18 protein-coding genes, 1 tRNA gene and 1 other annotated feature are annotated in these 22,188 nt (G+C 40.9%); of the genes, 7 read left to right on the plus strand and 12 right to left on the minus strand.

Annotation, left to right across the window (positions count from 1 at the left end):
- The first annotated feature begins 53 nt into the window (after positions 1-53).
- The 3 genes from H6G75_RS14475 to H6G75_RS14485 all read left to right on the plus strand — a co-directional run bounded on the left by H6G75_RS14475 (position 54) and on the right by H6G75_RS14485 (position 7,387).
- Positions 54-4,442 carry a carboxypeptidase regulatory-like domain-containing protein gene (locus tag H6G75_RS14475; protein ID WP_190980746.1) on the plus strand — a complete coding sequence of 1,463 codons (4,389 nt, stop codon included), beginning with the start codon at positions 54-56 and terminating at the stop codon, positions 4,440-4,442.
- A 162-nt stretch (positions 4,443-4,604) separates the two neighbouring features.
- A complete protein-coding gene (gene ppk1 / locus H6G75_RS14480) occupies positions 4,605-6,815 on the plus strand; it encodes a polyphosphate kinase 1 (protein ID WP_190980747.1) in 2,211 nt (736 codons plus the stop codon).
- A gap of 155 nt (positions 6,816-6,970) precedes the next feature.
- Positions 6,971-7,387, plus strand: coding sequence for a response regulator transcription factor (locus H6G75_RS14485; RefSeq protein WP_190980748.1), 417 nt, complete (start codon positions 6,971-6,973; stop codon positions 7,385-7,387).
- Between the two features lie 134 nt (positions 7,388-7,521).
- On the opposite strand, the gene H6G75_RS14490 is transcribed toward H6G75_RS14485, so the two are convergent.
- A complete protein-coding gene (locus H6G75_RS14490; protein ID WP_190589107.1) occupies positions 7,522-7,704 on the minus strand; it encodes a hypothetical protein in 183 nt (60 codons plus the stop codon).
- A gap of 157 nt (positions 7,705-7,861) precedes the next feature.
- On the opposite strand from H6G75_RS14490, the gene H6G75_RS14495 reads away from it, so the two are divergent.
- Positions 7,862-8,407, plus strand: coding sequence for a DUF2854 domain-containing protein (locus H6G75_RS14495; protein ID WP_190980749.1), 546 nt, complete (start codon positions 7,862-7,864; stop codon positions 8,405-8,407).
- A 50-nt stretch (positions 8,408-8,457) separates the two neighbouring features.
- Complete coding sequence (locus tag H6G75_RS14500) at positions 8,458-8,985, plus strand: ankyrin repeat domain-containing protein (protein WP_206757375.1); 528 nt, start codon at positions 8,458-8,460, stop codon at positions 8,983-8,985.
- 14 nt (positions 8,986-8,999) lie between these two features.
- Here H6G75_RS14500 and H6G75_RS14505 read toward each other — a convergent pair whose 3' ends face one another.
- Positions 9,000-9,260 carry a chlororespiratory reduction protein 7 gene (locus tag H6G75_RS14505; protein WP_190980751.1) on the minus strand — a complete coding sequence of 87 codons (261 nt, stop codon included), beginning with the start codon at positions 9,258-9,260 and terminating at the stop codon, positions 9,000-9,002.
- Positions 9,261-10,184: 924 nt separating this feature from the next.
- Here H6G75_RS14505 and H6G75_RS14510 point away from each other — a divergent pair.
- Positions 10,185-11,207, plus strand: a complete 1,023-nt coding sequence (locus tag H6G75_RS14510) for a PleD family two-component system response regulator (RefSeq protein WP_190980752.1) — start codon at positions 10,185-10,187, stop codon at positions 11,205-11,207.
- A 200-nt stretch (positions 11,208-11,407) separates the two neighbouring features.
- Here the strand turns inward: H6G75_RS14510 and rplL are convergent, their stop codons facing one another.
- The 8 genes from rplL to rplS all read right to left on the minus strand — a co-directional run bounded on the left by rplL (position 11,408) and on the right by rplS (position 15,730).
- On the minus strand, positions 11,408-11,797 hold the full coding sequence (rplL, locus tag H6G75_RS14515; RefSeq protein ID WP_190980753.1) for a 50S ribosomal protein L7/L12: 390 nt from the start codon (positions 11,795-11,797) through the stop codon (positions 11,408-11,410).
- A gap of 179 nt (positions 11,798-11,976) precedes the next feature.
- Entirely contained in the window at positions 11,977-12,516 is a 540-nt protein-coding gene (rplJ, locus tag H6G75_RS14520; protein ID WP_190980754.1) for a 50S ribosomal protein L10, read from the minus strand.
- A gap of 62 nt (positions 12,517-12,578) precedes the next feature.
- Positions 12,579-12,744: a sequence feature (ribosomal protein L10 leader region), on the minus strand.
- Between the two features lie 63 nt (positions 12,745-12,807).
- Positions 12,808-13,524, minus strand: a complete 717-nt coding sequence (rplA, locus tag H6G75_RS14525; RefSeq protein ID WP_190980755.1) for a 50S ribosomal protein L1 — start codon at positions 13,522-13,524, stop codon at positions 12,808-12,810.
- 141 nt (positions 13,525-13,665) lie between these two features.
- A complete protein-coding gene (gene rplK / locus H6G75_RS14530) occupies positions 13,666-14,091 on the minus strand; it encodes a 50S ribosomal protein L11 (RefSeq protein WP_062290316.1) in 426 nt (141 codons plus the stop codon).
- Positions 14,092-14,097: 6 nt separating this feature from the next.
- Positions 14,098-14,730 (minus strand): transcription termination/antitermination protein NusG, encoded by a 633-nt coding sequence (gene nusG, locus H6G75_RS14535; RefSeq protein ID WP_062290313.1) that lies wholly within the window; start codon positions 14,728-14,730, stop codon positions 14,098-14,100.
- The gene (gene secE / locus H6G75_RS14540; RefSeq protein WP_062290310.1) at positions 14,730-14,951 is read right to left on the minus strand and encodes a preprotein translocase subunit SecE; all 222 of its coding nucleotides are present in this window, start codon (positions 14,949-14,951) and stop codon (positions 14,730-14,732) included. Before secE ends, nusG begins: the two co-directional genes overlap by 1 nt.
- Positions 14,952-15,144: 193 nt before the next feature.
- Positions 15,145-15,217: transfer RNA gene (locus H6G75_RS14545), tRNA-Trp, on the minus strand.
- Positions 15,218-15,367: 150 nt separating this feature from the next.
- Positions 15,368-15,730, minus strand: a complete 363-nt coding sequence (gene rplS, locus H6G75_RS14550) for a 50S ribosomal protein L19 (protein WP_190980756.1) — start codon at positions 15,728-15,730, stop codon at positions 15,368-15,370.
- Positions 15,731-15,881: 151 nt separating this feature from the next.
- On the opposite strand from rplS, the gene H6G75_RS14555 reads away from it, so the two are divergent.
- Positions 15,882-16,820 (plus strand): glycosyltransferase family 2 protein, encoded by a 939-nt coding sequence (locus H6G75_RS14555; RefSeq protein WP_190980757.1) that lies wholly within the window; start codon positions 15,882-15,884, stop codon positions 16,818-16,820.
- A gap of 147 nt (positions 16,821-16,967) precedes the next feature.
- Here H6G75_RS14555 and H6G75_RS14560 read toward each other — a convergent pair whose 3' ends face one another.
- Entirely contained in the window at positions 16,968-20,201 is a 3,234-nt protein-coding gene (locus H6G75_RS14560; protein WP_190980758.1) for an efflux RND transporter permease subunit, read from the minus strand.
- A gap of 29 nt (positions 20,202-20,230) precedes the next feature.
- Complete coding sequence (locus H6G75_RS14565; RefSeq protein WP_190980759.1) at positions 20,231-21,661, minus strand: efflux RND transporter periplasmic adaptor subunit; 1,431 nt, start codon at positions 21,659-21,661, stop codon at positions 20,231-20,233.
- Positions 21,662-22,188: the final 527 nt, after the last annotated feature.

A 22,188-nucleotide genomic window follows, 5' to 3' on the forward strand; every position in this document is an offset into this window, starting at 1 on the left:
AACTTCCAGCCTATAACTTTTTTAGGCTGTCATACCAGCATTTGTATACAAGTATGATCTACCAAGCTTCACCACCTTTACCACCAGCAGAAGTTACTACTCTACCCGCGCAAGATACTCCTATTACAGCGCCAGATAAAAATAGTGCAAACCCAGCTTATAAAACTGCGCGACATACAGTAGCTACTCCGCTTCCGCCAGAAACTACACCAGAAGCAGAATTTTCTACCAATGGCGTAGAGGAACAAGAGTCATCTGCTGAAAGTAATTCTGGTGAAGTGCCAGTTCAACGTAGTACAAAAGGTACAATACTATCTGATATTTCGTTTACAAGCGGCATTCCCGAAGTATCGGACACATCAACCCAAGAACTTGATAAATGCACAACACCAACAGTTTCAATTAGTGCAAGTTCAGCAATATCAGAAGAGTCTCTAGATGTATTAACTAAGCAATTAGTTAAATGCAAACCAGTCAAAGCACCTTCTAAAGTTACCACTACTAGCGAAACTTCCAAAAAACCGAGTAACTTGGTGGCTTTGGTTACGGAACAACCAGCACAAGCATCTGTACAACAGAAAGTCAAAGCACCAACTCAAGTTGCTACGACAACTTCTGAGAACTCAGCCACAACAACAAAAGAACCAGCACAAGCTTCGGTACAACAGAAAGTCAAAGCACCAACTCAAGTCGCTACGACAACTTCTGAGAACTCAGCCACAACAACAAAAAAACCAGCACAAGCTTCGGTACAACAGAAAGTCAAAGCACCGACTCAAGTCGCTACGACAACTTCTGAGAACTCAGCCACAACAACAAAAAAACCAGCACAAGCTTCGGTACAACAGAAAGTCAAAGCACCGACTCAAGTTGCAGCCACAACTCCTGAACATTTAACAGAGTCAACAACAAAAAAACCAGCACAAACTTCTGTTCAACGCAAAGTCAAAGCACCGACTCAAGTTGCAGCCACAACTCCTGAACATTTAACAGAGTCAACAACAAAAAAACCAGCACAAACTTCTGTTCAACGCAAAGTCAAAGCACCGACTCAAGTTGCAGCCACAACTCCTGAACATTTAACAGAGTCAACAACAAAAAAACCAGCACAAACTTCTGTTCAACGCAAAGTCAAAGCACCAACTCAAGTTGCTACAACAACACTTGATAACAAAACCAAACCAAAAACATCCGTTCAACGTCGAAGAACTACAGCACCTGTCAAGGATGCTAATAATGACTCAACAAAATTAAAACAACCACCACAACCACACAATACTAAAGTTGAAGTTGCCAGTAATACTGATGCAGCCAAAATACCAGAAGAATTAACTGGTTCTTTAACTAAACAACCGCAACAGCGTCAAAATACAACAGCTTCTGCGTCAGCGACAATTGCAGCTAAAACACCAGAAGACTTAGAAACTTTTGTTCATAAACAAAGATCACAAACAATTACAGCACTCTCCGAGGTAGCTACCAAAGAAACTGATACAAATGTTGATGATTTTGGTACTTTTTTAGCTAAACAAACATCTCAATCACAGTTTCCTGATGTTGCAACAACAGAATCTACCGCAGTAAATAGCGAAACTTCGATAAATTCTCATGACTTAACCGCTTTTTTAACAAAACAACCAGCTAATTCATCAGTTCAACAGAAAATTGCCAATGTACCTGCTGAAATTCCAACTACCAGCCAGACATCAAAAAAATCGGAAGATTTATCAGCATTTTTAACAAAACAACCAGCTCATCAACAGATTCTGCAAAAAACAGCTACTAACACTACTCCTGCACCAAGTTCAGCCACAGAATCAACTCCCCAACCAAACACTAAACCTGCTGAAGTACAGCCGCCAAAACCAGGCGTAGATGTTAGCAAGAATATCTTAAATATAGACGACAACTCACGTATTACTTTTACTCAAACAGCAAGCTCAAATTTAGAGAATTTATTGCTGGGAGTAATTATTAATAGGAGGGAAGTAGGAAGCTTAGATGTTATCCGTCAAGGAAATACCTTGCTATTACCTCTGGAGGATTTTGCTAAACTTGCAGGTTTGACGGTAGAAACCAAAGATAATAATACATATTTAAATACACCTTTAGGCACAATTAATCTTGCAGAGAGTGATATTCAAAATTTTAAAGGTGTTAACTATATTAGTGATGCCTTTGTTAGAGAAAAACTCTCTGCAAACATAGAATTTAATTCTTTGGATTTAGCTTTAATTATTGGCTTGCCTTGGCGTGGTAATGGTACAGCTTATACAAGCCAAGCAGTCAACTTACAACCAGATGTATTTGCACCACTCAATGGTTTTTCTAACTTAAGGCAAGAGTTAAATATTGTTAATAACGCTGGAGATTTTAGCTTACGCAGTTCTACATTACTTGGTGGTAGATTAGCAGGTGGTTTATGGCGTGTACGGGTCAATAATAATTTTGAAAATTCTCCCGATGTCTCGGAATATTTTTACTATAAACGTAATGGAGGATTTCTTTATCAAGTTGGTCGGCAACAAATTGGTATTAACCCCCTAGTAAATAGTCTGAATTTAACCGGATTGCAATTTGGTTATACAAATATACCAACAAATCGCTTTAATCAAACTAACAGTGCAAATGAGTTATTACCCAGACGTTCTAGACCTTTACAAACTTTCCAAGGTGTAGTTCCACCAGCGAGTTTTGTACAACTGAGAGTTTCTGGAGTTGTTGTAGCACAGCAACAGGTTGGGTTTGATGGTAGATACGAATTTGTTGATGTTAATTTACCTGTTGGACAAAATAACCAAATTGAAGTTTTAGTTTTTGACCGGAATAATCTCAATGTTCCCAGTGACATTCGTTCTGTAAGAATCAATGCTTCTGATTTATTACTACCAGCAGGTGGTAATGTTCAATTAGCTGGTGTAGGTTTAACGGGAAATTTAGTCCAAAATTCCTTGTTTGATAATAACAATAGTACTGATGCTGGTCAATTTGCAGGATTTTATCAAATTCGTCAAGGTATTTCTAATAATTTAACTTTTGAAGGTTCTGTACAGGCGATACCTGATACAATTCAAAGCCAAGCTGGGTTAGTTTGGCGAGTAGCTAATCCTGTTGTTTTATCTGCAAGTGTGGGTAATTCTTTTGGTAAGTTAGCTTACAACACAGATTTAGATATTCAATTAGGAAAGTTAGATATTACAGCTAATTCTCAATCTTATCCCAATGGATATCGGAATGGAAAAAATTCTGGGGAGTTCTTTAACCATAGTGCAGAAGTAAGTTATCGATTTAATAATAGTTTTCAGTTAGGGTTTCTAGCACGTAGTCGTAAAAGCGGTAGTGATACAAATGAATATATATCGCCTACTTTTTCTTTACGGCCTTTTGCTCGTTTATCTTTAAGCGGTAGACCTGATATTACCGGACAATATTTATTCAATGCTTATTATCAAGTAAATCGTGCAGCAAGGCTATCTTTTAATACTTATGGAGATAGATACTCTACTGATCTAAGTTATGACTTTAGTCGAAACTATCAACTCTCTTTAGGTACTGATTTTGGTGGTAATTATGCTAATCGCTATACGGCGACACTAAACTATAATCCTCCAAGCATTAGACAACTAAGTTGGCGTATGGGGTTAGCTTACCGTGAGGGTAATTTTGGCCCGATTGTTGGTGCTAGTATGCAGGTACTACCGGGATTGTTCGCTAGGGTTGAATATCAAGGAATTCCCTTTGCGGGGAGAAGAAATGCTTTTGGCGGATTTAATGACGATCGCCTGACAGTATCATTAGTCTCAGACTTGTCATTTGCTGGTGGTCGGGCTGTTCCTAGTAGCTTTAGTTCTCTTGGTAAAGACCGTGGTGCGATCGCGGGACGCATTGCTGTCTCAGGCGAAAATCAAGGTTATGATTTACAAGGCGCTAGTGTCAGAGTCATCAATAACCGCAATAAACCTGTGGGTGGTGCAAAAACAGACTCTAGTGGTAACTTCTTTGTTGGCGGTTTACCAGAAGGTGTTTATCGCGTCGAAGTTGACCCAGAACAATTACCTGTGGAACTCACTGTGCAAAAAACCAGCCGCGTAGCTGAGGTGGGAATGGCAGGTGTAACGAATGTAGACTTTACTGCCAGATTAGAATATGGTTTAGCAGGCAGAATTACTGATGTTGCAGGTCAACCCATGTCTGATGTCCGAGTAGAACTGGTCAATCTTGATGGTACAGAAGTTCTAGCAGCGATGACTGACGAATTTGGGTTGTATCGTGTAGATGGTGTACCTGTCGGTAAGTATACATTACGCATTCCACCCCAAGAGGCGATCGCCAATAGTGATACTCTCCCCAAACGCGATGTCACTATTCACAACGAGTTCGTCTACGACCAAAATCTGCAATTACCAATTTCTACAGCCGCGAAAGAAACTAAAGAAAAGTAACGTTTTTTGTGTTTCACTAGCAAATTAATTCAAAATCCCAAATTTAAAATCCCAATTATCTGACTTTTGTAAAAAAGCAACTTCTCGGCAATTACAAATTTCCACTACTATGTTTATTGTTCTTCAGCCTTGTGGGCTACTTCTGGCTACCCGCAGATCGTCATGCCGAAATCTAAAAAGATTGCCAATCCCATCAATCTCAACGATTCACAATACTATATCAACCGAGAGTTAAGCTGGCTGGAATTTAATAATAGAGTGTTGCATGAAGCCTTTGACTCACGCACACCACTGTTAGAAAGACTGAAGTTTTTAGCTATCTTCAGTTCTAATTTAGATGAATTTTTCATGGTGCGGATTGCCGCCTTAAAGCAACAGGTGGAAGCAAAGGTAACTCAGTTAACACCCGATGGTCGTACCCCGCAACAACAGTTAGATGATATTCGGTTGCATCTTAGCCCGCAAGTAGTCAAACAGCATCAGCATTTTGAAGAAGTCTTGCGTCCGCTATTAGCCAACCACGGTATTCATATCCTGGACTACATTAATTTAAACCAAAAACAACGGACTTATTTAGATAATTATTTTGAAGAACAAATATTTCCCGTTTTAACTCCTTTGGCTGTTGACCCTAGCCATCCATTCCCCTACATTTCCAATCTCAGTTTAAATTTGGCAGTGGTGGTCAAAAACCCAGATACTGAAGAAGAATTTTTTGCCAGGGTCAAAGTCCCAAATGTGTTACCCAGATTTTTGCCTTTACCGCCAGAGTTGGGTATTCGAGAAAATGGGCAAATAGCCAACTGGACAGGTGTACCTTTAGAACAAGCGATCGCTCATAACTTACACACTCTATTTCCAGGGATGAATATTCAAGAATACCATCCCTTCCGCATTACCCGTGATGCTGATTTAGCATTGGAAGAAGATGAAGCCGATGATTTGTTGTTAGCTATTGAACAAGAATTACGCAAACGCCGGATTGGTGGTAGTCCCGTCAGAATCGAAATTCAATCCCAAACCCCAGAACCAATCCGTATCAGGTTATTACAAGATTTAGATTTAACTGACAGCGATGTTTATGAGGTCGATGGTTTATTGGGTTTACGCGATTTGATGTATTTTCTGGCTTTACCTTTGCCAGAACTGAAAGATCCTCCCCGTCAATCTGTTGTTCCTTCCCGTCTTCAAAGGTTGCGCGAACCGAATGTAGATGAAGACGTGTTGGAAATGGAAGAAGGCAAAGATTTTTTTTCGGTGATTAGGGAAAAGGATTTATTTGTCCACCATCCTTATCAATCTTTTTCCGCAACAGTGGTGCGGTTTATCACCCATGCAGCCCATGATCCGAATGTACTCGCCATCAAAATGACCCTTTACCGGACTTCCGGTGATTCGCCAATCGTTAATGCTTTAATTGCGGCAGCTGAAAATGGCAAGCAAGTATCAGTCTTAGTAGAATTAAAAGCCCGATTTGATGAAGAAAATAATATTTACTGGGCAAGACGTTTAGAACGGGTGGGAGTACACGTTGTCTATGGTTTAGTTGGCTTAAAAACCCATTGCAAAACCGTGATGGTAGTGCGGCGCGAAAAAGACAGAATGCGTCGTTATGTGCATATCGGCACAGGAAATTATAACCCTAAAACTGCAAGACTATATACCGATTTAGGATTGTTTAGTTGTCGTGAAGAATTAGGTGCTGATATTACAGATTTGTTTAATTTTTTAACTGGCTATTCCAGGCAAAAATCCTATCGAGAATTATTAGTTGCGCCTGTGAATATGCGCGATCGCTTTTTGTCTTTAATTCAGCGCGAAATCGAAAATGTCAAAAAAGGCTTTTCTGGGCGCATTGTTGCCAAAATGAATTCCCTTGTTGACCCACAAATCATCGCCACTTTATACGAAGCTTCCCGCGCTGGTGTGCAAATTGATTTGATTATTAGGGGCATTTGCTGTTTACGTCCAGGAATCAAAGACATCAGTGAAAACATTCGCATAATCAGCATTGTCGGTCGCTTTTTAGAACACTCTCGCATCTATTATTTCTACAACAATGGTCAAGAAGAAATCTATATTGGCAGTGCCGACTGGATGCGTCGCAACCTAGATCGACGAGTAGAAGTGATTACCCCAATCAAGGATCAAGATATTGCTAAAGACTTGCAAGAAATCTTAGGAATTATGCTGGCAGATAACCGCCAAGCATGGGAATTACAAGCTGATGGTACTTATATCCAACGCCGTCCCGGAGATGATTGTCCCGAAACACATTCACAAATAACTCTGATGAATATGGCACTACGTTCTACAGGCGGAACACCAAATTTGCTAGATGCTCAAAAGAGTCTTTCGTACACTGATAACTAATAAAAATTTGATTTTTTTAGTAAAGTTTAATTTTTCCGTATTTTCTCTATGTAAATTGGTTGATAAAACAGGAGTTATCAACCATAAGATAGAGTAATTATCGGGACTAGCTCTCATACACTATAAACATTGTTGTCACTAATTTTCTCCCTTGAATGTTAATGCTCTCCTGTGAGTCTTCTGTGTTACGCGTTCTCGTGGTTGATGACCATGAATTAACTCGTTTAACCCTACAATTGGCTTTTTCTTGTCAAGAGAATATTCAAGTTGTGGGGTTAGCGAGTAACGGTCAAGAAGCGATCGAAATGGTAAAATGCTGCCAGCCTGATGTGATTGTTTTAGATTTACAAATGCCCATCATGGACGGGTGGAGTGCTTCGAGTCAAATTAAAGCCATTTCTCCCCAGACTCAAATACTTGCTTACTCTTCAGTAGAAGAGGCTAAATCTCCTCGCGCCACAGGAATGGCTAATTTCGATGATTTTTGTAAAAAAGATGTCTCAACTTCTGAACTCATCGCTTTAGTCAGACAATTAGGCAAACGTAGAGGCGACAGTGAAATTATGCGATAAATTTTGCAGATCCATTTATGTCATATTGACTTAGGCTTGGCTCATGGGTGGAGAGCTAGTAATGTTTTGTTATTGAGAAGCGTCGGCATTAACCTGATCCTAATCAGAGATACCGACGCAATTTTTAGTACAAATTAATTATTTCCCGTTTCTGGGATAGTACGTTTATATTCATCAAGTAAGTCATCTAGTTCTTCTAAAGCTTGATTGACATCAATTCTCAAAGTTCCTAAATTTGGCTGTTCTAAAAGACTCAGAAGATAGTCGCGTTTGCTTTGAACTGCCGCAACTCGTTCTTTTATAGTTTGTAAATCCATTGTTTATCTGCCTTTGATTAACTACAGTCCAGTTTAAAGTTAACGCAAAATCAGGCAAAGCTTGAACAACTGGACGAAAGTTATGCGGCTGTCATCATCTGTGACACATAGCCGATGATAATAAAACTAATGTCTTAATAAATATTATCTTCTGCTCATGTTACGCCAAATCTCTTTGGGAACTCTAGGTTTAACAGTTGGTAGCATATTAACCCTTGTTGGCTTCATTGCCTATGCTGCGAATAATGCCACTCTAAATCTTGTGGGGTTTTTTTATGGGTTTCCCTTGTTATTGGGGGGACTAGCACTCAAAGCCAATGAACTTAAACCAATACCCTTCAGCCAAGTCACAGCACCATCAGTATTATCTCTGCGTGAGCAGCAAGCAACTGTCACGCAAAATAAAATCCGCAAAGACATCACTCGATATTGCTATGGTCAAGATGCTCACTTGGATGCAGCACTTTCTTACTTAGGTCTCAGCCCCACCGACGAAGAAAGACCAACTGTGACTGGTTTAAGGGAAGAGGAAACTAATGGTGCTTACACCTTAATTTTAGAATTTGATTCTCCTGATATACCTCTTCATGTTTGGCAACAAAAACAAGAAAAAATGACCAGTTACTTTGGCCCTGGAGTAGAGATCAAAATCACCCAGCCCGATGCAGATCAAATTGAGTTAGCGTTGGTTACTAGTCAATAGTCAATGGTCAATGGTCAATAGCAATAAATATTAATTATTAGCTATTGACTGTGCGATCGCCTAGATTAATGATTATGGACAAAAATATTTTAGACGCATCCGGTCTAGGAAAAAATTTGATCCGTGCTATCAACCAAGATGACTCTAGCGCAGCACTCGATATTTTGCACCGAGTTTCTTTTCCTAAAGGTAGCTATTATTTAACTCTGGCAATGACAAGGGCTACCGTGAAGGGAAACTATGCAGTTTCTGTTGCCTTAACCAACGCTGGATCTGATATTAACGGTGTCAATGATAGTATTCCACTGATTAATGCTGTTTTATCTAGACAGTATGATTTAGTCAGATATTTGCTTGAAAGTGGTGCAGATACAGAACGTCAAGACGAAAACTCCCATACAGCTTTAATGCACGCAGTCTTCAATCAAGACATAGAAGCAATAATGTTATTGATAGAAGCTGGTGCAAGTTGTCAGACTGAAACCTATGATGGTGTAACAGATCAAGATATTGCTGAAAGACAAAATGAGCCTAGCATCTGGGAATATCTCAGACACCATCAAATTCATGACCAATGATGATTGACCAAAAATTACTTTTCTAACCGAACTGCATACCACTGTAAATATTTATCCTTTCCCACATCCAACTCACAACTAGTATCGATGAGATATTGAACTCTAGCTTCCAACGACTCAATATTTTGTAAATCTGGTGGTAAATCTTGAGAATTGATGGTTTGTAAAACTGTTTTCAGCTTTTCAAATAACTCTGATGCTGTGAGAAATTGTTCTGGTTGGTTGGTTTCTAACACCACAAAGTTATCTTGTTGATACATTAAAGAGTCTGGCATAGCTCTAATTGAGTTAATTTAAATTTATTTTTATTAAAGATTTATCGGTAACAAGGTTATTTAAACAATTTTTCTTTAATTGTCCCTTCGTATATTCTAGTCTGTAAATAAAGATGATTTAAAAGCTTATCTATGATTTTTTGTTACCTCCGAATTATTCAGATTGAAATCAGAAATTTTACTTAACTCGAAAGTAAGTTGACCTTTAAAAAATAAAGTTTTTTATACAGCTTGATATTAACACTGTTTAATCTAGGTAATTGCTCATCAATTTAAAGGGCTAAGATTTCCCTAAAGGTATTAATCAAGGACGTTCTAGCGTTTTTCAGATTTAGTTTAGTTGTTTTCTCAGCTATGACAAGGTATAGCTGAGAATCTGCTTATTATTTGTCTAAAGTCACTTGAGAGTTTAATAAGCATAGTGTAGATTTGAAGATTTGCCCAAAATAGTAATTACACTTTATGACTAGGGAAATATAATCATAAGCCTTCTTTGCAAAGCTAGAGCAACCCAAGTAAAAATTGCTTTTCCCTTGTCAGTCAATTGTCTATGAAACCGATTTATCTAAATTTTTCTTTACTAAAGCTGATTAAATATTCTCTTTTCCTAAAAAAATCGATTGTGCAGTCAGACCGGTTGGGTAGAAAATTTCTAGCCATGATAGAACGATTATGCGATCGCACCTTCCATTGTCAGACAGTAGTGCTAACAAGCACTTACTCGACGAGGAAAGTCAAGTGTCCTACACCACATAGACCATTGCAGTACTGCCAGATTTTACTGCGGTCATAAACTTTCAGCCAGTCGCCTTCTAGTAAGATTTACTGTCACAAAATCTTGCTCAATGGCTACTTTTTTGTGTTATTCAGGTTTTCTCTAGCTTACCCTTCGTCGATACTTTCATTTTCTGTGGAACGCAATTCATGTCAGGCTTAAGCCCATTTTCTCTTCCTAAACAACCTCCAGTAATTCTGGTGGCTGATGATGATAAGACCATCCGCTTGCTGTTGCGTGAAGCTATGGAACAAGAAGGCTATCGAGTTGTTGAGGTTGCAGATGGCAAGCAGTGTTTAGATGCCTATGAGACTGTCAAACCAGACATAGTGTTGCTAGATGCAATCATGCCCGTCATGGATGGCTTTACTTGTTGTAAACACCTGCTCCAAATTGCCAGAAATAACCTTATGTCAGCATTGGCAAATTTTGATACTGACTCTGCTACAGGCAATACTGTGATCTCCAAATTATGGGAACGCACACCCATATTAATGATTACTAGTTTGAATGATGCGGAATCTGTAGACCGCGCCTTTGAAGCAGGAGCCTCTGATTATGTTACCAAACCAATTCATTGGGCAGTTTTGCGCCAGCGTTTACGTCGTCTGCTACAACAAGCACAAGTCTACAAACAATTAGAAGCAGCCAACCTGGCTTTACAGCAACTTGCTAATGTTGATGGCTTAACTGGTCTGGCTAATCGCCGTCGTTTTGATGAATATCTAAATACCCAATGGATAAACTTAGTACAGGAAGGATCTCCTCTGTCATTAATTTTATGTGATATTGATTATTTCAAGTTTTATAACGATCAATATGGTCATCCAGCTGGAGATGTTTGCTTGCAGAGGGTAGGTGCTGTTTTGAGCAGAAATGCACAAAAACATCACGATTTAGTAGCTCGTTATGGTGGTGAAGAATTTGCTGTAATTATGCCAAATACTCATGCGGCTGGTGCATTTCATGTAGCTACAGCGATGCAAGCCGGTGTCAACAACCTACAAATTGTTCATGATGCTTCTGCAGTAAATGAGTATGTCACTCTGAGTATCGGTGTGGCTACCCTAATTCCTACATGGGAATCTTCACCTTCTGATTTGATTGTGGCCGCAGATAAAGCACTTTATACTGCCAAGGCTGAAGGGCGTAATCGAATTATTCTAAGATAAAGCATCGGACTGGTAGTAGGTGACAGGCGACAGAATGAAATTCTGTAGAGACTTTGTAGAGAAAGTCTCTACAAGATTTCTATAGTACAGCTTCTCATCGAATTGGTATAACTGCTTTGGCTATGGCTCTAAAAATCATGAAAATACAAAAAAGAAGCCTATTTAGGCTTCTTGATTAAAAACAAGTATTGAAACTGGAACTATTTAACGGTAACTTTACCGCCAGCTTCTTCAATCCGTTTCTTAGCATCTTCAGCGGCTTCTTTAGCAATAGCTTCTTTGATTGGCTTAGGAGCAGCTTCTACCAAGTCTTTAGCTTCTTTCAAGCCTAGACCAGTCAATTCACGTACAATCTTCAGTACGGCAATTTTCTTATCAGCGGGAACAGATTCCAGAATTACGTCAAACTCGGTTTTTTCTTCAACAGGTTCAGCAGCAACAGCGCCAGTACCAGGAGCAGCAATAGCTACGCCAACGGGAGCAGCAGCACTTACGCCAAAAGCTTCTTCAATTTGCTTAACTAATTCAGCAGCTTCTAGCAAGGTCAAGGATTTCAACTGTTCTAAAATGTTATCGGTTGTAGCAGACATTGATGTAACTCCGTAATGTTTGATTAGTTATTAGTGGTTTGTCATTTGTCATTCGTCATTTGTAATTACCACTGACTATTGACTCTTGACTAAAGAAGTCTAAAGAATGAAAAACTCAGTAAATAAACCATTTTTTCATATTTGGCTTATTTCACACTTCATACTTCATACTTCATACTTTATTCAGCCGCGCTTCCTTGTTCTTGTTCAGCCACAGCTTGCAAAGCACGAGCCAAGCCACCAGGAACTTCGTTGATACCCACAGCAATTTTGGTAGCCAATGCGTTGATAGCTCCAGCAATTTGACCCATGAGTTGTTCTTTGGATGGCAAGTCTCCTAAAGCCTTGACATCTGCTTCTTTCAGCAGACGGCCTTCCATGACACCGCCACGCATTTCTGTTTTCTTGGTGGCTTTTTGGAAGTCTTGGTAAGCCTTAATTGCTGAAGAGAAATCTTCTTTGACTAACAAAAAGGCGGAAGAACCTTTCAGCAACTCGGACAGTGGTTGCCATTTTTCTTCTTCTTGAATGGCAATACCCATTAAGGTATTTTTTGTTACCTTACAAGTAGTACCAGTTGGACGCAGCCGCCGCCGTAAATCTGTGATTTCGGCAACTGTTAGCCCTTGGTATTCAATTACTAGTGCTAAAGTTGACTCACTCAAAGATTGTTTGAGGTCAGCTACTATTTCTTGTTTGTTTTCTAACGTTCTACCCATCTTGTTTCACCTCCAAGGGCAAAATCAGCGATTTATCTGCTTGTGTGTTCTAGTTCTGACTAACCAAAAACAATAAACCCCGGCTTTTCAACCGGGGTTTCGCAGCAAAACTCTTGACGCTGTAGCGGCTACACCTTGTAGGTAGTGCTTCAGGCAATTAAAGTTTTTACCTCGGCAGGATATTAAGCTACTTGCACCTGCTGTCTCCGGTTTGAACTATTTAGTTTTGTCATTAGTCATTTGTCCATTGTCCTTTGTTATTTGACTTTACAAATGACTAATGACTAAAAATTATGCAGCTTCGGTCAGTTTTAAATCCCGTAAAGCGGTGATGTCAACTTTAATCGAAGGCCCCATAGTAGCAGATACGTAGAAGGTTCGCCAATAGCGGCCTTTTGCTCCAGAAGGACGGTTACGGTCAATTGTTTCTTGTAACGCCTTCAAGTTTACTAACAAATCTTCGGGGGAGAAAGCTGCCTTACCAAACATAACATGAACAATACCTGTACGGTCAGCCCGGAATTCTAATTTACCAGCTTTGAATTCGGCGATCGCACTTGCAATGTCAAAGGTTACTGTACCACCTTTTGGTGATGGCATCAAACCACGAGGGCCTAGTAATTTACCTAGTTTCGCTACCTGTGGCATAACATCTGGTGTCGCAATTAGCTTGTCGAAATCCATCATTCCTTTTTGGATTTCGTCAATTAGTTCTTCGGAACCAACTATATCAGCACCAGCATTGCTTGCTTCTGTGACTTTCTCACCTCTAGCGATAACTGCTACCCGGACTATTTGTCCTGTACCTTTAGGTAGTGCTACCGTTGTCCGCAATTGTTGGTCTGTATATTTGGGGTCAATTCCCAACCGAATATGTGCTTCGGCTGCTTCGGGAAATTTAGCTGTTGCTGTTTCTTTTAGTAGTGTTAAAGCGTCTAGGGGTGCGTATTCCCTATCCTCGATTTTTCCTTGCAGTTCTCGCAAGCGACGCGATACTTTTTTTGTCATTTTTTTCTCCTGGGGTCAGTGACGAAGCTTGGCTTCTCCCCCGATAGTTTTTTAAGTGCTGAGTTGAAAGTGCTGAGTGCTGAGTGCGAAGTTACAATGTTTTCCTTCTGCCTCCTGCCCTCTGCCTCCTGCCTTCTTTTACTATTCAGTAATCGTAACGCCCATATTTCTAGCAGTTCCAGCCACAATGTTCATTGCCGCATCAATGTCGTTGGCGTTGAGGTCGGGTAACTTGGTTTGAGCAATTTCTCGCAATTGCGCTTTAGTAATGGAACCAACTTTCTTTTTGTTGGGTTCGTTGGAACCTCTTTCGATTTTCGCGGCTTTGCGAATCAATACTGATGCTGGTGGGGTTTTGAGTACAAATGTAAAACTCCGGTCTTCATAAACGGAGATTTCTACAGGGATAACCATACCAGCTTGGTCTGCTGTTTTGGCGTTGTACTCTTTGCAGAACATCATGATGTTCACACCATGTTGACCCAATGCGGGGCCAACTGGTGGTGCTGGGTTGGCTTTTCCAGCATTCAGGGCCAGTTTAATGACCGCTACTACTTTTTTCGCCATTTGTATTTAGCTCTGTTTTTCTACCTGATTGAATTCCAATTCAACGGGTGTATCTCGGCCAAAAATCGAGAGCAAGGCTTTGAGTTTACTACGCTCTGGACTGACTTCAATCACCTCGCCTTCAAAGTCCTTAAATGGGCCAGAAAGCACGACAATTTTATCACCTGTAGCCATGTCAATTTTGACGACTGGCTCTTGCTCGGTGGTTTGTTTGAATATCCGTTCTACTTCTGAGTAACTCAGAGGTACTGGTTTAACGTGGCCACGACCTTTGGCACTGCCACGTTTTTGCTCTGCGCCTACAAAGTTGATCACATGAGAGGTGTTACGTACTACCTGCCATGTATCATCATTCAAGACCATCCGCACTAACACATAGCCAGGAAAAACTTTTTCTTCTGTATGCTGGCGACTGCCATCTTTCCGAATTTTTACTGCTGGCGTATGTGGAATTTCGACCTGAATGATTTTGTCGGCAACGTCAAAGGTTTGGATGCGTTGTTCCAAGTTGGTTTTGACGCGTTTTTCACAGCCGGAGGCTACTTGTACTGCATACCACCGCGCTTCTTTGAGCGCCGCTTCTGCTGTTTCCTCTGACTGCAAATTTGAGTTAAGTGGGTCGTCTGTTGCAAAAGTCATCAGAACACCTGTTTTGCTGCCCAAGCAAACAATCCATCCACCAAATAAATCAAAGATGCGGAGAGTGTCACCATTAACAGCACGGCTGCTGATTCGCTCACTAGCTGTCTGCGACTTGGCCAAACTACTTTTTCAAGTTCTTCTTTTGTGCCTTGAAAAAAGTTTTGGATGTTTAGCCCGCCAGTGTTTTCGGGCATTTCAGCTTCATTTTTTTTCGCCACTGTTGTTTATCCCCCCGTTTCTTGTACAGCTATATCCTGCTTGGTTGAATCTCAGGTTTACAGCTTTGATTCCAGCCTGCTGACTTGCAGCAAAAATTCTCTAAAGTATAAAACAATTATACCCGAAATGGTAAACACTAACTACGTTATGGGTAGAAGTGCTACTGTTTCGGGTTTTGTTTTTGCTTGCGAGCGCGCCCTGGAGGACTTGAACCCCCGACATCAGGTTTTGGAGACCTGCGTTCTACCAACTGAACTAAGAGCGCACAGGTTGGTTTGGATTCGGTGATTGCGCTGAACTTTTATTTAGTTTAACGCAATTGCGATTCTGATTGTACATGATTTTTGTCGGGGAAGCAACTTAGCGGCAAAAGCCGCTTGTTAATTGAGATTTCTCTCATACCCTGAGCAAAAAATTACAAAGGACGGTCGAAGCGTTGCTTGATCCGAGTTGCTTTACCAACGCGATCGCGCAGGTAGTAAAGTTTAGCACGACGTACTTTACCACGACGTAAAACTTTAATGCTGTCGATGCGTGGAGAATGTAATAAAAATACGCGCTCTACGCCTACCCCTTGAAATACACGGCGAACGGTAATAGTCTCGTTAATACCGCCGTTGCGTTTAGCAATCACAACACCTTCGTAGGGTTGGACGCGGTATTTTTCGCCTTCTTTGATTTTCACACCGACTTTGACTGTATCGCCCACATAAATATTGGGCAAGTTAGATTTTAGTTGTTCCGCTTCAATGGAGCGGATAATCTCTTGAGCGTTCATAGCTTATCTGCTGAAAAACCCACAATCATCCATAATAAATCGAGAATCTGCTTTCAGTCTAGTGATATGTAAGATTTATAATTTTCCCCGATCCGACGTATCCCAAAATGAAAGCTATATTGCATAAAGCTTTGCTACAGGTGTGATGTTTATGAAATTTAGCATTGTGATCACTACCTATAACCGCGTCAGCTTACTGCGTCGAGCCGTTGATTCTGCTATCAACCAGACAATTCCTTGCGAAGTAATAGTAGCTGATGATTGTTCCACTGATGACACACAAGCCTACGTAGAAAGCTTAGGTGATAAAGTAATTTATCATCGCAATGAGGTCAATAAAGGTCATGCAGCGACGGTAAATGCAGGAGTGAAACAAGCCAGTGGAGACTGGATTAAGTTTTTAGATGATGATGACTATCTAGCTAGTAACTGCATCGAAGAGATGGCAAAGGCGATCGCTCTTTGTCCGAGTGCAGTGATTTGCTCTTGTGTGGCGGCTCAAGTGAATGAACATGAACTAGAACTCAGCCGCACTCCTCAGCTTGGCCCTGGTTTAGCTTTTTCCGTTCCTCAAGCCGATATTCACTACGGAATGCTGTTGGAATTATTGCCTTTTGGTACACCTGTGCAAGTTGCTTGTAGCCGTGACGCTTTTTTTAAAACAGGTGGTTGGGATTCTCAACTGGATGCTAATTGTGATGATATAGATTCTTGGCTAAGAATTGCCCAATTTGGTGATGCGATTTTTCTGAATCAATGTTTAGCTTATCGCACCATTTGGCAGGGTGCTTATAATCACAAATTTGCTGTCTCGAAAAGATTAGATACAAATATTTTAATTAAAGAGAAAATTTACGCTTTAGTTCATAAAAATCATTATAGTCAGCTTCCCCAAATGGTGGATATCAAAAAATATCTCATATTACATTGGGCTTTTGTCGCACTCAAACAGAAAAACTTTGCAGTTTTTTTGAGGATGTTTTATCAATCTGCCTTTTCGCTGATGGTATGGAAAATCCTATTAACTATTGTTTTCTTCCGCAATTTACATTTTCAAAATAAACTGATTCAAAAAGTTGTTTTATATTAGAAGTTATTCTATTTCTGGATGAAGAGATTTATTTGTTTTAGCAGAGACGTTGTATATCTCTGCTAATGTGAATGGAAATTGTTCAAAAACCTTAGACTCTGCCTCCTGTTCTGAATAAATAAACTTTCATTTTGGCTGATGGCAAAATTAGTAATATTTTTTCTTCCACTTATCAAACTTGATGAGTATTGGTTTTATCCAACCAAAATCTAAGATATCGTGCAGCAGTGTGTAAAAACACGGAATAATAAACAGTGTCAATACAGTTGCTAAGGATAAACCAGAAAACACAACTACACCCAAGGGTTGTAAAAATTCTGATCCTTCACCAATGCCTAATGCTAAAGGAAACATACCTAAAACTGTGGTAATGGTAGTCATGAGTACAGGTCTTAAGCGTTGAGGCGCAGCTTGTAAAATTGCTGTTTTGCGATCTATATTGTCTCTTTCTCGCAGTTGGTTGGCTAACTCAACCATGATGATGGCATTGTTCACTACAATACCGACTAGTAAGACCGCACCGACAATGACGGTAGCACCAATAGCGGTTTTAGTAATATAAAGACCGAAAATTCCCCCAGCTAATGCTAAGGGAATGGTAAACATAATTACTAAAGGGTCGATGAGGGAATTGTACTGCACTGCCATGACGACAAATACCAGAAATGTTGCTAATCCACCTAATAGTTGAAGTGAACTTTGTAGTTGTTGATTTGATTCGGCGGCGGCGCTAGGTAAGACACTTACACCTTCTGGTAAATCAAGATTATTAATTACATCCCTCACCTGTTCTATAGCTTGGCTTAAACTTGCACCTTCGGTTAAATTCCCAGCTAAGATGACAACTTGACGCTGGTTGATGCGCTGAATTTCTCCGGGTGCTTGTCCTTCTACAATTCTGGCAACATCACTTAAGCGGACTTGGTGATTATTATCGACAAACAACGGTAATCTTTCTAATTGAGATGGGGCTTGCACATCTGTTTCATTTAACTTGACACGCACATCAACTAAGCGGTTGCCGCGTTGTAACTGGGTGGGAATGCTACCTTCTAAGGCAGTTTGAATGGTATCGCCAATGTCTGTAGTAGTTAAACCCAAGGCAGCAACTCGCTCCCAGTCGGGTAGAATCTGAATTTCTGGTTGGCGCTCATCAGCATCGGGACGAAATCTAGCGAGGGTGGCTTGCTCTTCTAAGGCGGCTAAAACTTGACGACCGGCTTGTTGTAAAGTCTCAGCGTTATTGCCTTGCAAAATCACGTCAACGTCCGCACCGCGCACAGGGGAGTTATTGAGAATCAAACCCCGCACTTGTCCGGGGGAAAGGCGTAGGCGAATTCCGGCTAAGTTTAATTTGTCAAGTTCTTGGGTGACTCTTTCCACGTAAGCTTCGACATCTGTACCAGCTTTGAGGGTAATATTGCTGGTTCCGCGTAAAGGGTTGGCGTTGGTGGTATTACCAAATAAAGCACCGCCAGCCGTCGAAAAGATATACTCTGTTTCTGGTTGGTTGCGAAGAATTTCATCTACCGCATTCATGACTTTGAGGTTGGTTTCCAAGGGTGTACCCGGAGGAAACTGAGCATTTAAGTTAGCTTGTCCGGTATTAATTCTGGGGAGGATTTCTTGGGGAATTTGGGGAGCCATCCACAAACTACTGCCACCAAATAAGAGGAGGGCGATCGCAACTGTTAATACCCGCCAGCGTAATATCATACTTAAAAAGCCGCCATATCCTCTGGTGGCAGCATCAAAGCGACGGTTAAATTCTTTGAGTAACCAAAATTCACTCAAACGGCTCGAAAATTTCCACCCCAGCATCCGCGATGCCATCATCGGCACAACGGTAACAGCAATTACAATCGAAGCTGCGACGGAAAAGCTAATTGTCAAAATTAATTCGTTAAATAACAGGGCGATAAATCCACCAATCAGTAGGAATGGCAATACTGCGACTAAGTTTGTACTAGTGGAAGCTACTAAGGCTGATTCGACTTCACGGCTACTTTGTTCTGATTGATTGATTAATTGTTGTTGATTTAATTTACTTCTGGCACTTTTGCCTGGTGTCATACCCACACCTTCGGCAATGTTCTCTAACATGACGATGGAGTTATCCACCACAATACCCACACCCAAAGCCAAACCACCCAAACTAAAAACGTTAATGGATAAGCCAAATAATCCCATCAAAATAATTGCGGCGAGGGTGGCTAAAGGAATAGCGAGGACAATGATCAAAGTTTGTCTGATGGAACCGAGGAATAGGAGAACTGCGATCGCTGCTAGTAATGTCCCAATTAACCCAGAACTTGTAACATTAGATATAGAATTACGGATAAACCGTGATTCATCCAAAGTCGCAGTAATCACGGTTCCTTCAGGAATCACACCAGACTGGCGCAGTTCTTCTACACGTTTTTTCACACCATCAACAACGTTGATAGTATTAGCATCTGGTTGTTTTTGAATACTGACTTTAACTGCTGGTTCTCCATTCAAAGAAACGAAAACCCTTTGTAATTCTGAGCCGTCTATAACTTCGGCAAAGTCTCGCAGATAAACGCGGCGACGCGGAACTGTTGACTGAGTATTGCTCGTATTAGCCGCAGATACTTCAAAGGATAAATCACGCAATTCTTCTGCACTGCGAAACCTGCCCACAGTCCGAGTTAAAGGTTCAGAATTCTGCCCTAAAATTCGACCACCGGAAATATCTTGGTTGCGGTCTCTTAATTCATCTAAAACATCTGTTAAACCTACACCCAAAGCTTGCAGACGGTTTAAATCTATATTGACTCTGACTTCTTCGGGTACTCCTCCTGATACATCTACCCCAGCTACCCCAGGAACAACACCCAGTTCACGGGCGAGTTCTTCTTCGGCAAAAACGCGCAAATCGACACCTTGCAAAGTTGGTGAAGTTAATGCCATTTCGTAAACAGGTAACTGGGAAGGATCTACTTTAAATAAACGTGGTTCTTCTAAGGTGTCTGGTAAAGTTCCCCTGGCGCGGTTAAAGGCTGCTGTCGCATCGTTTAAAGCTTGGTCAATATTGCCTCCCGGTTGAAAGTACAAATCTAAACTAACTTGCCCTTCACGGGTTTGGGAAAAGACTTGTAATACACCTTCGGTTGCGGAAAAGGCTTCTTCTAAAGGTTTGGTGACTTCATCAATTGCTACTTCTGGCGAAATTCCTGGCGCTTGTATCCGCACTCCAATCCGAGGATAGGTGATTGATGGTAGTAAATCTACGGGTAATTTCACGATAAAAAATACACCCATAACGATTACCGCTAGGGTAAGCATCAGTGTACCGATATGTTGGCGGATAGAGATGGCGCTGATACTAAACCCACCACTTTTCTGGACTTGCTGCATGGTTATGATTGCACTCCAAATCTAAATTCTTAATTTCTGGTTTGGCGCGGTGTAGAATTCGCTTCACCTGTTTCGGAGAGAATTGAAAGACGTACAGAATTGCCATCTTTTAACGGTCTACCACTGCGAGTTACGTAGCGTTCTCCTGGTTGTAAACCTGATAAAATTTCGACTTTGCTGTCGGCTTGTTTGCCCAAGGTAACGGTACGCGCTTTGACTGTTGGCTTGCCTTGGGTATCTGTAACTACAAATATGGTGCCATCTGTCTGGTTTTCCGCAGGTTGTTTGGCTGTGGCTGGTTTTTGAATTGCGGTTTGGGGAATGACAACTCGTGGTTGGGTTAAGGTAGCAAAATTCACTCGCGCTAACAGTCCGCTACCAATATTACCGTTACTGTTGGGAACTTCCACTTCTACGGGAATGAGCCTTGCTGTCGCATCGGCGGCGGGAGATATGCGGATGACTCTACCCGTTAAGGTTGTTTGGGGAAAGGCATCTAACCGTACTTGTACAGATTGCCCAAGTTTAATTTTTGCCAGTTCTAACTCGGAGACTTGAACAACAACTTTAACGCGGCTGAAGTCGCCAATTTGTAAAACTTCACCACCTGCTTGCAACAGGTTGCCTGGTTCTGTAACTTTGCCTGTAACTACGCCACTGATGGGGGAAACTAGTCGGGAGTAAGAACGGCGTTCTTTGGCTTGTGCCACTACTGCTTGTTGTGCCAAGACTCTTCCTTGGGCGGCGGCGACGGCTTGCTGTTCTGTACGGACTTGCTCTGTGGCAGCTCGTAAGGCTTGGGCGGCTGTTTGGGCTTGAGTACCTGCTTGTTCAGCAGTTTGCTCGGCGATCGCACCTTCTCTGTATAATTTTTGTTGTCTTTCGGAGTCGGCTTGGGCTTGCACAAGTTGTAACCGCAATCTTTCCACTTCGGCACGGGCGTTACTTACCTGGGTTACAGCTCTCGCTACTTCCGATTTTTGGGCGGCGAGTTCGGCTTCGGCTTGTTTTAAATCTGTAAGCAGCAAAGTATCGTCTAACTGGCCAATATTCTGCCCTTTGCTGATTCGATCACCGACATCTACATTTAAGGATAATAGTCGCGCTTCTACCTGCGATCGCAACGATACGGTACGAAAGGGGATAGTTGTACCTGGATACTCTAAGGGCTTTTCTAGTGTATCTGTACGGGCGATCGCTACATCTACAGGTGTCGCACCACCTCGTTCTCCTCCTCGACGTTGTTGTGATTGCGCTTCGGCTGTGTCTTTCGGTAAAGAAGCACAACTAGCTGACAACAATCCTGTGCTGAATAAACACACAAATAATGATGTGACTTTCCATATTTGCTTGTGGGGAAACATCCGCTGGTTGATTAAGTTTCCTGAGTGAATTTTGGTGGTTAAATCTAACTGGCTATTCATCACTTGGATTGGAGCTATGTAGGTTTGCTGTTTCATCAATTTTTGCGGTTTTCCGTTGCAAATGATTTATTTTGCTTATATAAAGAATTTCCCCGAAAATAGCAGCCTGTTATACCCAAACCATTTTGAATATATGTCTTTAGATAGAAGAATTGAGAATAAATTAATGTTGAGAAAAATATTCTTGTGTCAATTTTTACTAATTTTGCCAAATAAAAGTTAGCAAAATCTTCCTATATATCTTATGCAGAGATACATAGCTTATATCTTGAATAACATCAAGATACCGGTATGTTTTCCTCGTATCTTAAGCATAAAGCTTAGACATGATAATTATAGAAAACCTAATTTGGCGCTAATGCTAGAGATAATTTTTGCATTAGTATTAAGCCAATAATGATATTTAGTTTTACTAATTATACCTAATATATACTAGCAAAGCTGCTAAGAAAGCAATCAGCCAGTCTCAGTATTTATGAGAGATATTAAAAAATCTAAACCGTAATTGTCTTTTGTCACCATGTAGTATATGAACAAACGCTATTTTGTAAGATAGGCGAGGG

Source organism: Nostoc sp. FACHB-280 (assembly GCF_014697615.1).
Taxonomy (GTDB): Bacteria; Cyanobacteriota; Cyanobacteriia; order Cyanobacteriales; family Nostocaceae; genus Nostoc_B.

Excerpts from the sequence above, each read along its gene's own strand:
- rplK (WP_062290316.1), bottom strand. The coding sequence starts at position 14,091 with ATGGCGAAAAAAGTAGTAGCGGTCATTAAACTGGCCCTGAATGCTGGA.
- rplJ (WP_190980754.1), bottom strand. The coding sequence starts at position 12,516 with ATGGGTAGAACGTTAGAAAACAAACAAGAAATAGTAGCTGACCTCAAA.
- H6G75_RS14565 (WP_190980759.1), bottom strand. The coding sequence starts at position 21,661 with ATGAAACAGCAAACCTACATAGCTCCAATCCAAGTGATGAATAGCCAG.
- H6G75_RS14475 (WP_190980746.1), top strand. The coding sequence starts at position 54 with ATGATCTACCAAGCTTCACCACCTTTACCACCAGCAGAAGTTACTACT.
- H6G75_RS14510 (WP_190980752.1), top strand. The coding sequence starts at position 10,185 with ATGTCAGGCTTAAGCCCATTTTCTCTTCCTAAACAACCTCCAGTAATT.
- H6G75_RS14485 (WP_190980748.1), top strand. The coding sequence starts at position 6,971 with ATGTTAATGCTCTCCTGTGAGTCTTCTGTGTTACGCGTTCTCGTGGTT.
- nusG (WP_062290313.1), bottom strand. The coding sequence starts at position 14,730 with ATGACTTTTGCAACAGACGACCCACTTAACTCAAATTTGCAGTCAGAG.
- rplA (WP_190980755.1), bottom strand. The coding sequence starts at position 13,524 with ATGACAAAAAAAGTATCGCGTCGCTTGCGAGAACTGCAAGGAAAAATC.
- rplS (WP_190980756.1), bottom strand. The coding sequence starts at position 15,730 with ATGAACGCTCAAGAGATTATCCGCTCCATTGAAGCGGAACAACTAAAA.
- rplL (WP_190980753.1), bottom strand. The coding sequence starts at position 11,797 with ATGTCTGCTACAACCGATAACATTTTAGAACAGTTGAAATCCTTGACC.
- H6G75_RS14560 (WP_190980758.1), bottom strand. The coding sequence starts at position 20,201 with ATGCAGCAAGTCCAGAAAAGTGGTGGGTTTAGTATCAGCGCCATCTCT.
- H6G75_RS14495 (WP_190980749.1), top strand. The coding sequence starts at position 7,862 with ATGTTACGCCAAATCTCTTTGGGAACTCTAGGTTTAACAGTTGGTAGC.
- H6G75_RS14505 (WP_190980751.1), bottom strand. The coding sequence starts at position 9,260 with ATGCCAGACTCTTTAATGTATCAACAAGATAACTTTGTGGTGTTAGAA.
- H6G75_RS14555 (WP_190980757.1), top strand. The coding sequence starts at position 15,882 with ATGAAATTTAGCATTGTGATCACTACCTATAACCGCGTCAGCTTACTG.
- ppk1 (WP_190980747.1), top strand. The coding sequence starts at position 4,605 with ATGCCGAAATCTAAAAAGATTGCCAATCCCATCAATCTCAACGATTCA.
- H6G75_RS14490 (WP_190589107.1), bottom strand. The coding sequence starts at position 7,704 with ATGGATTTACAAACTATAAAAGAACGAGTTGCGGCAGTTCAAAGCAAA.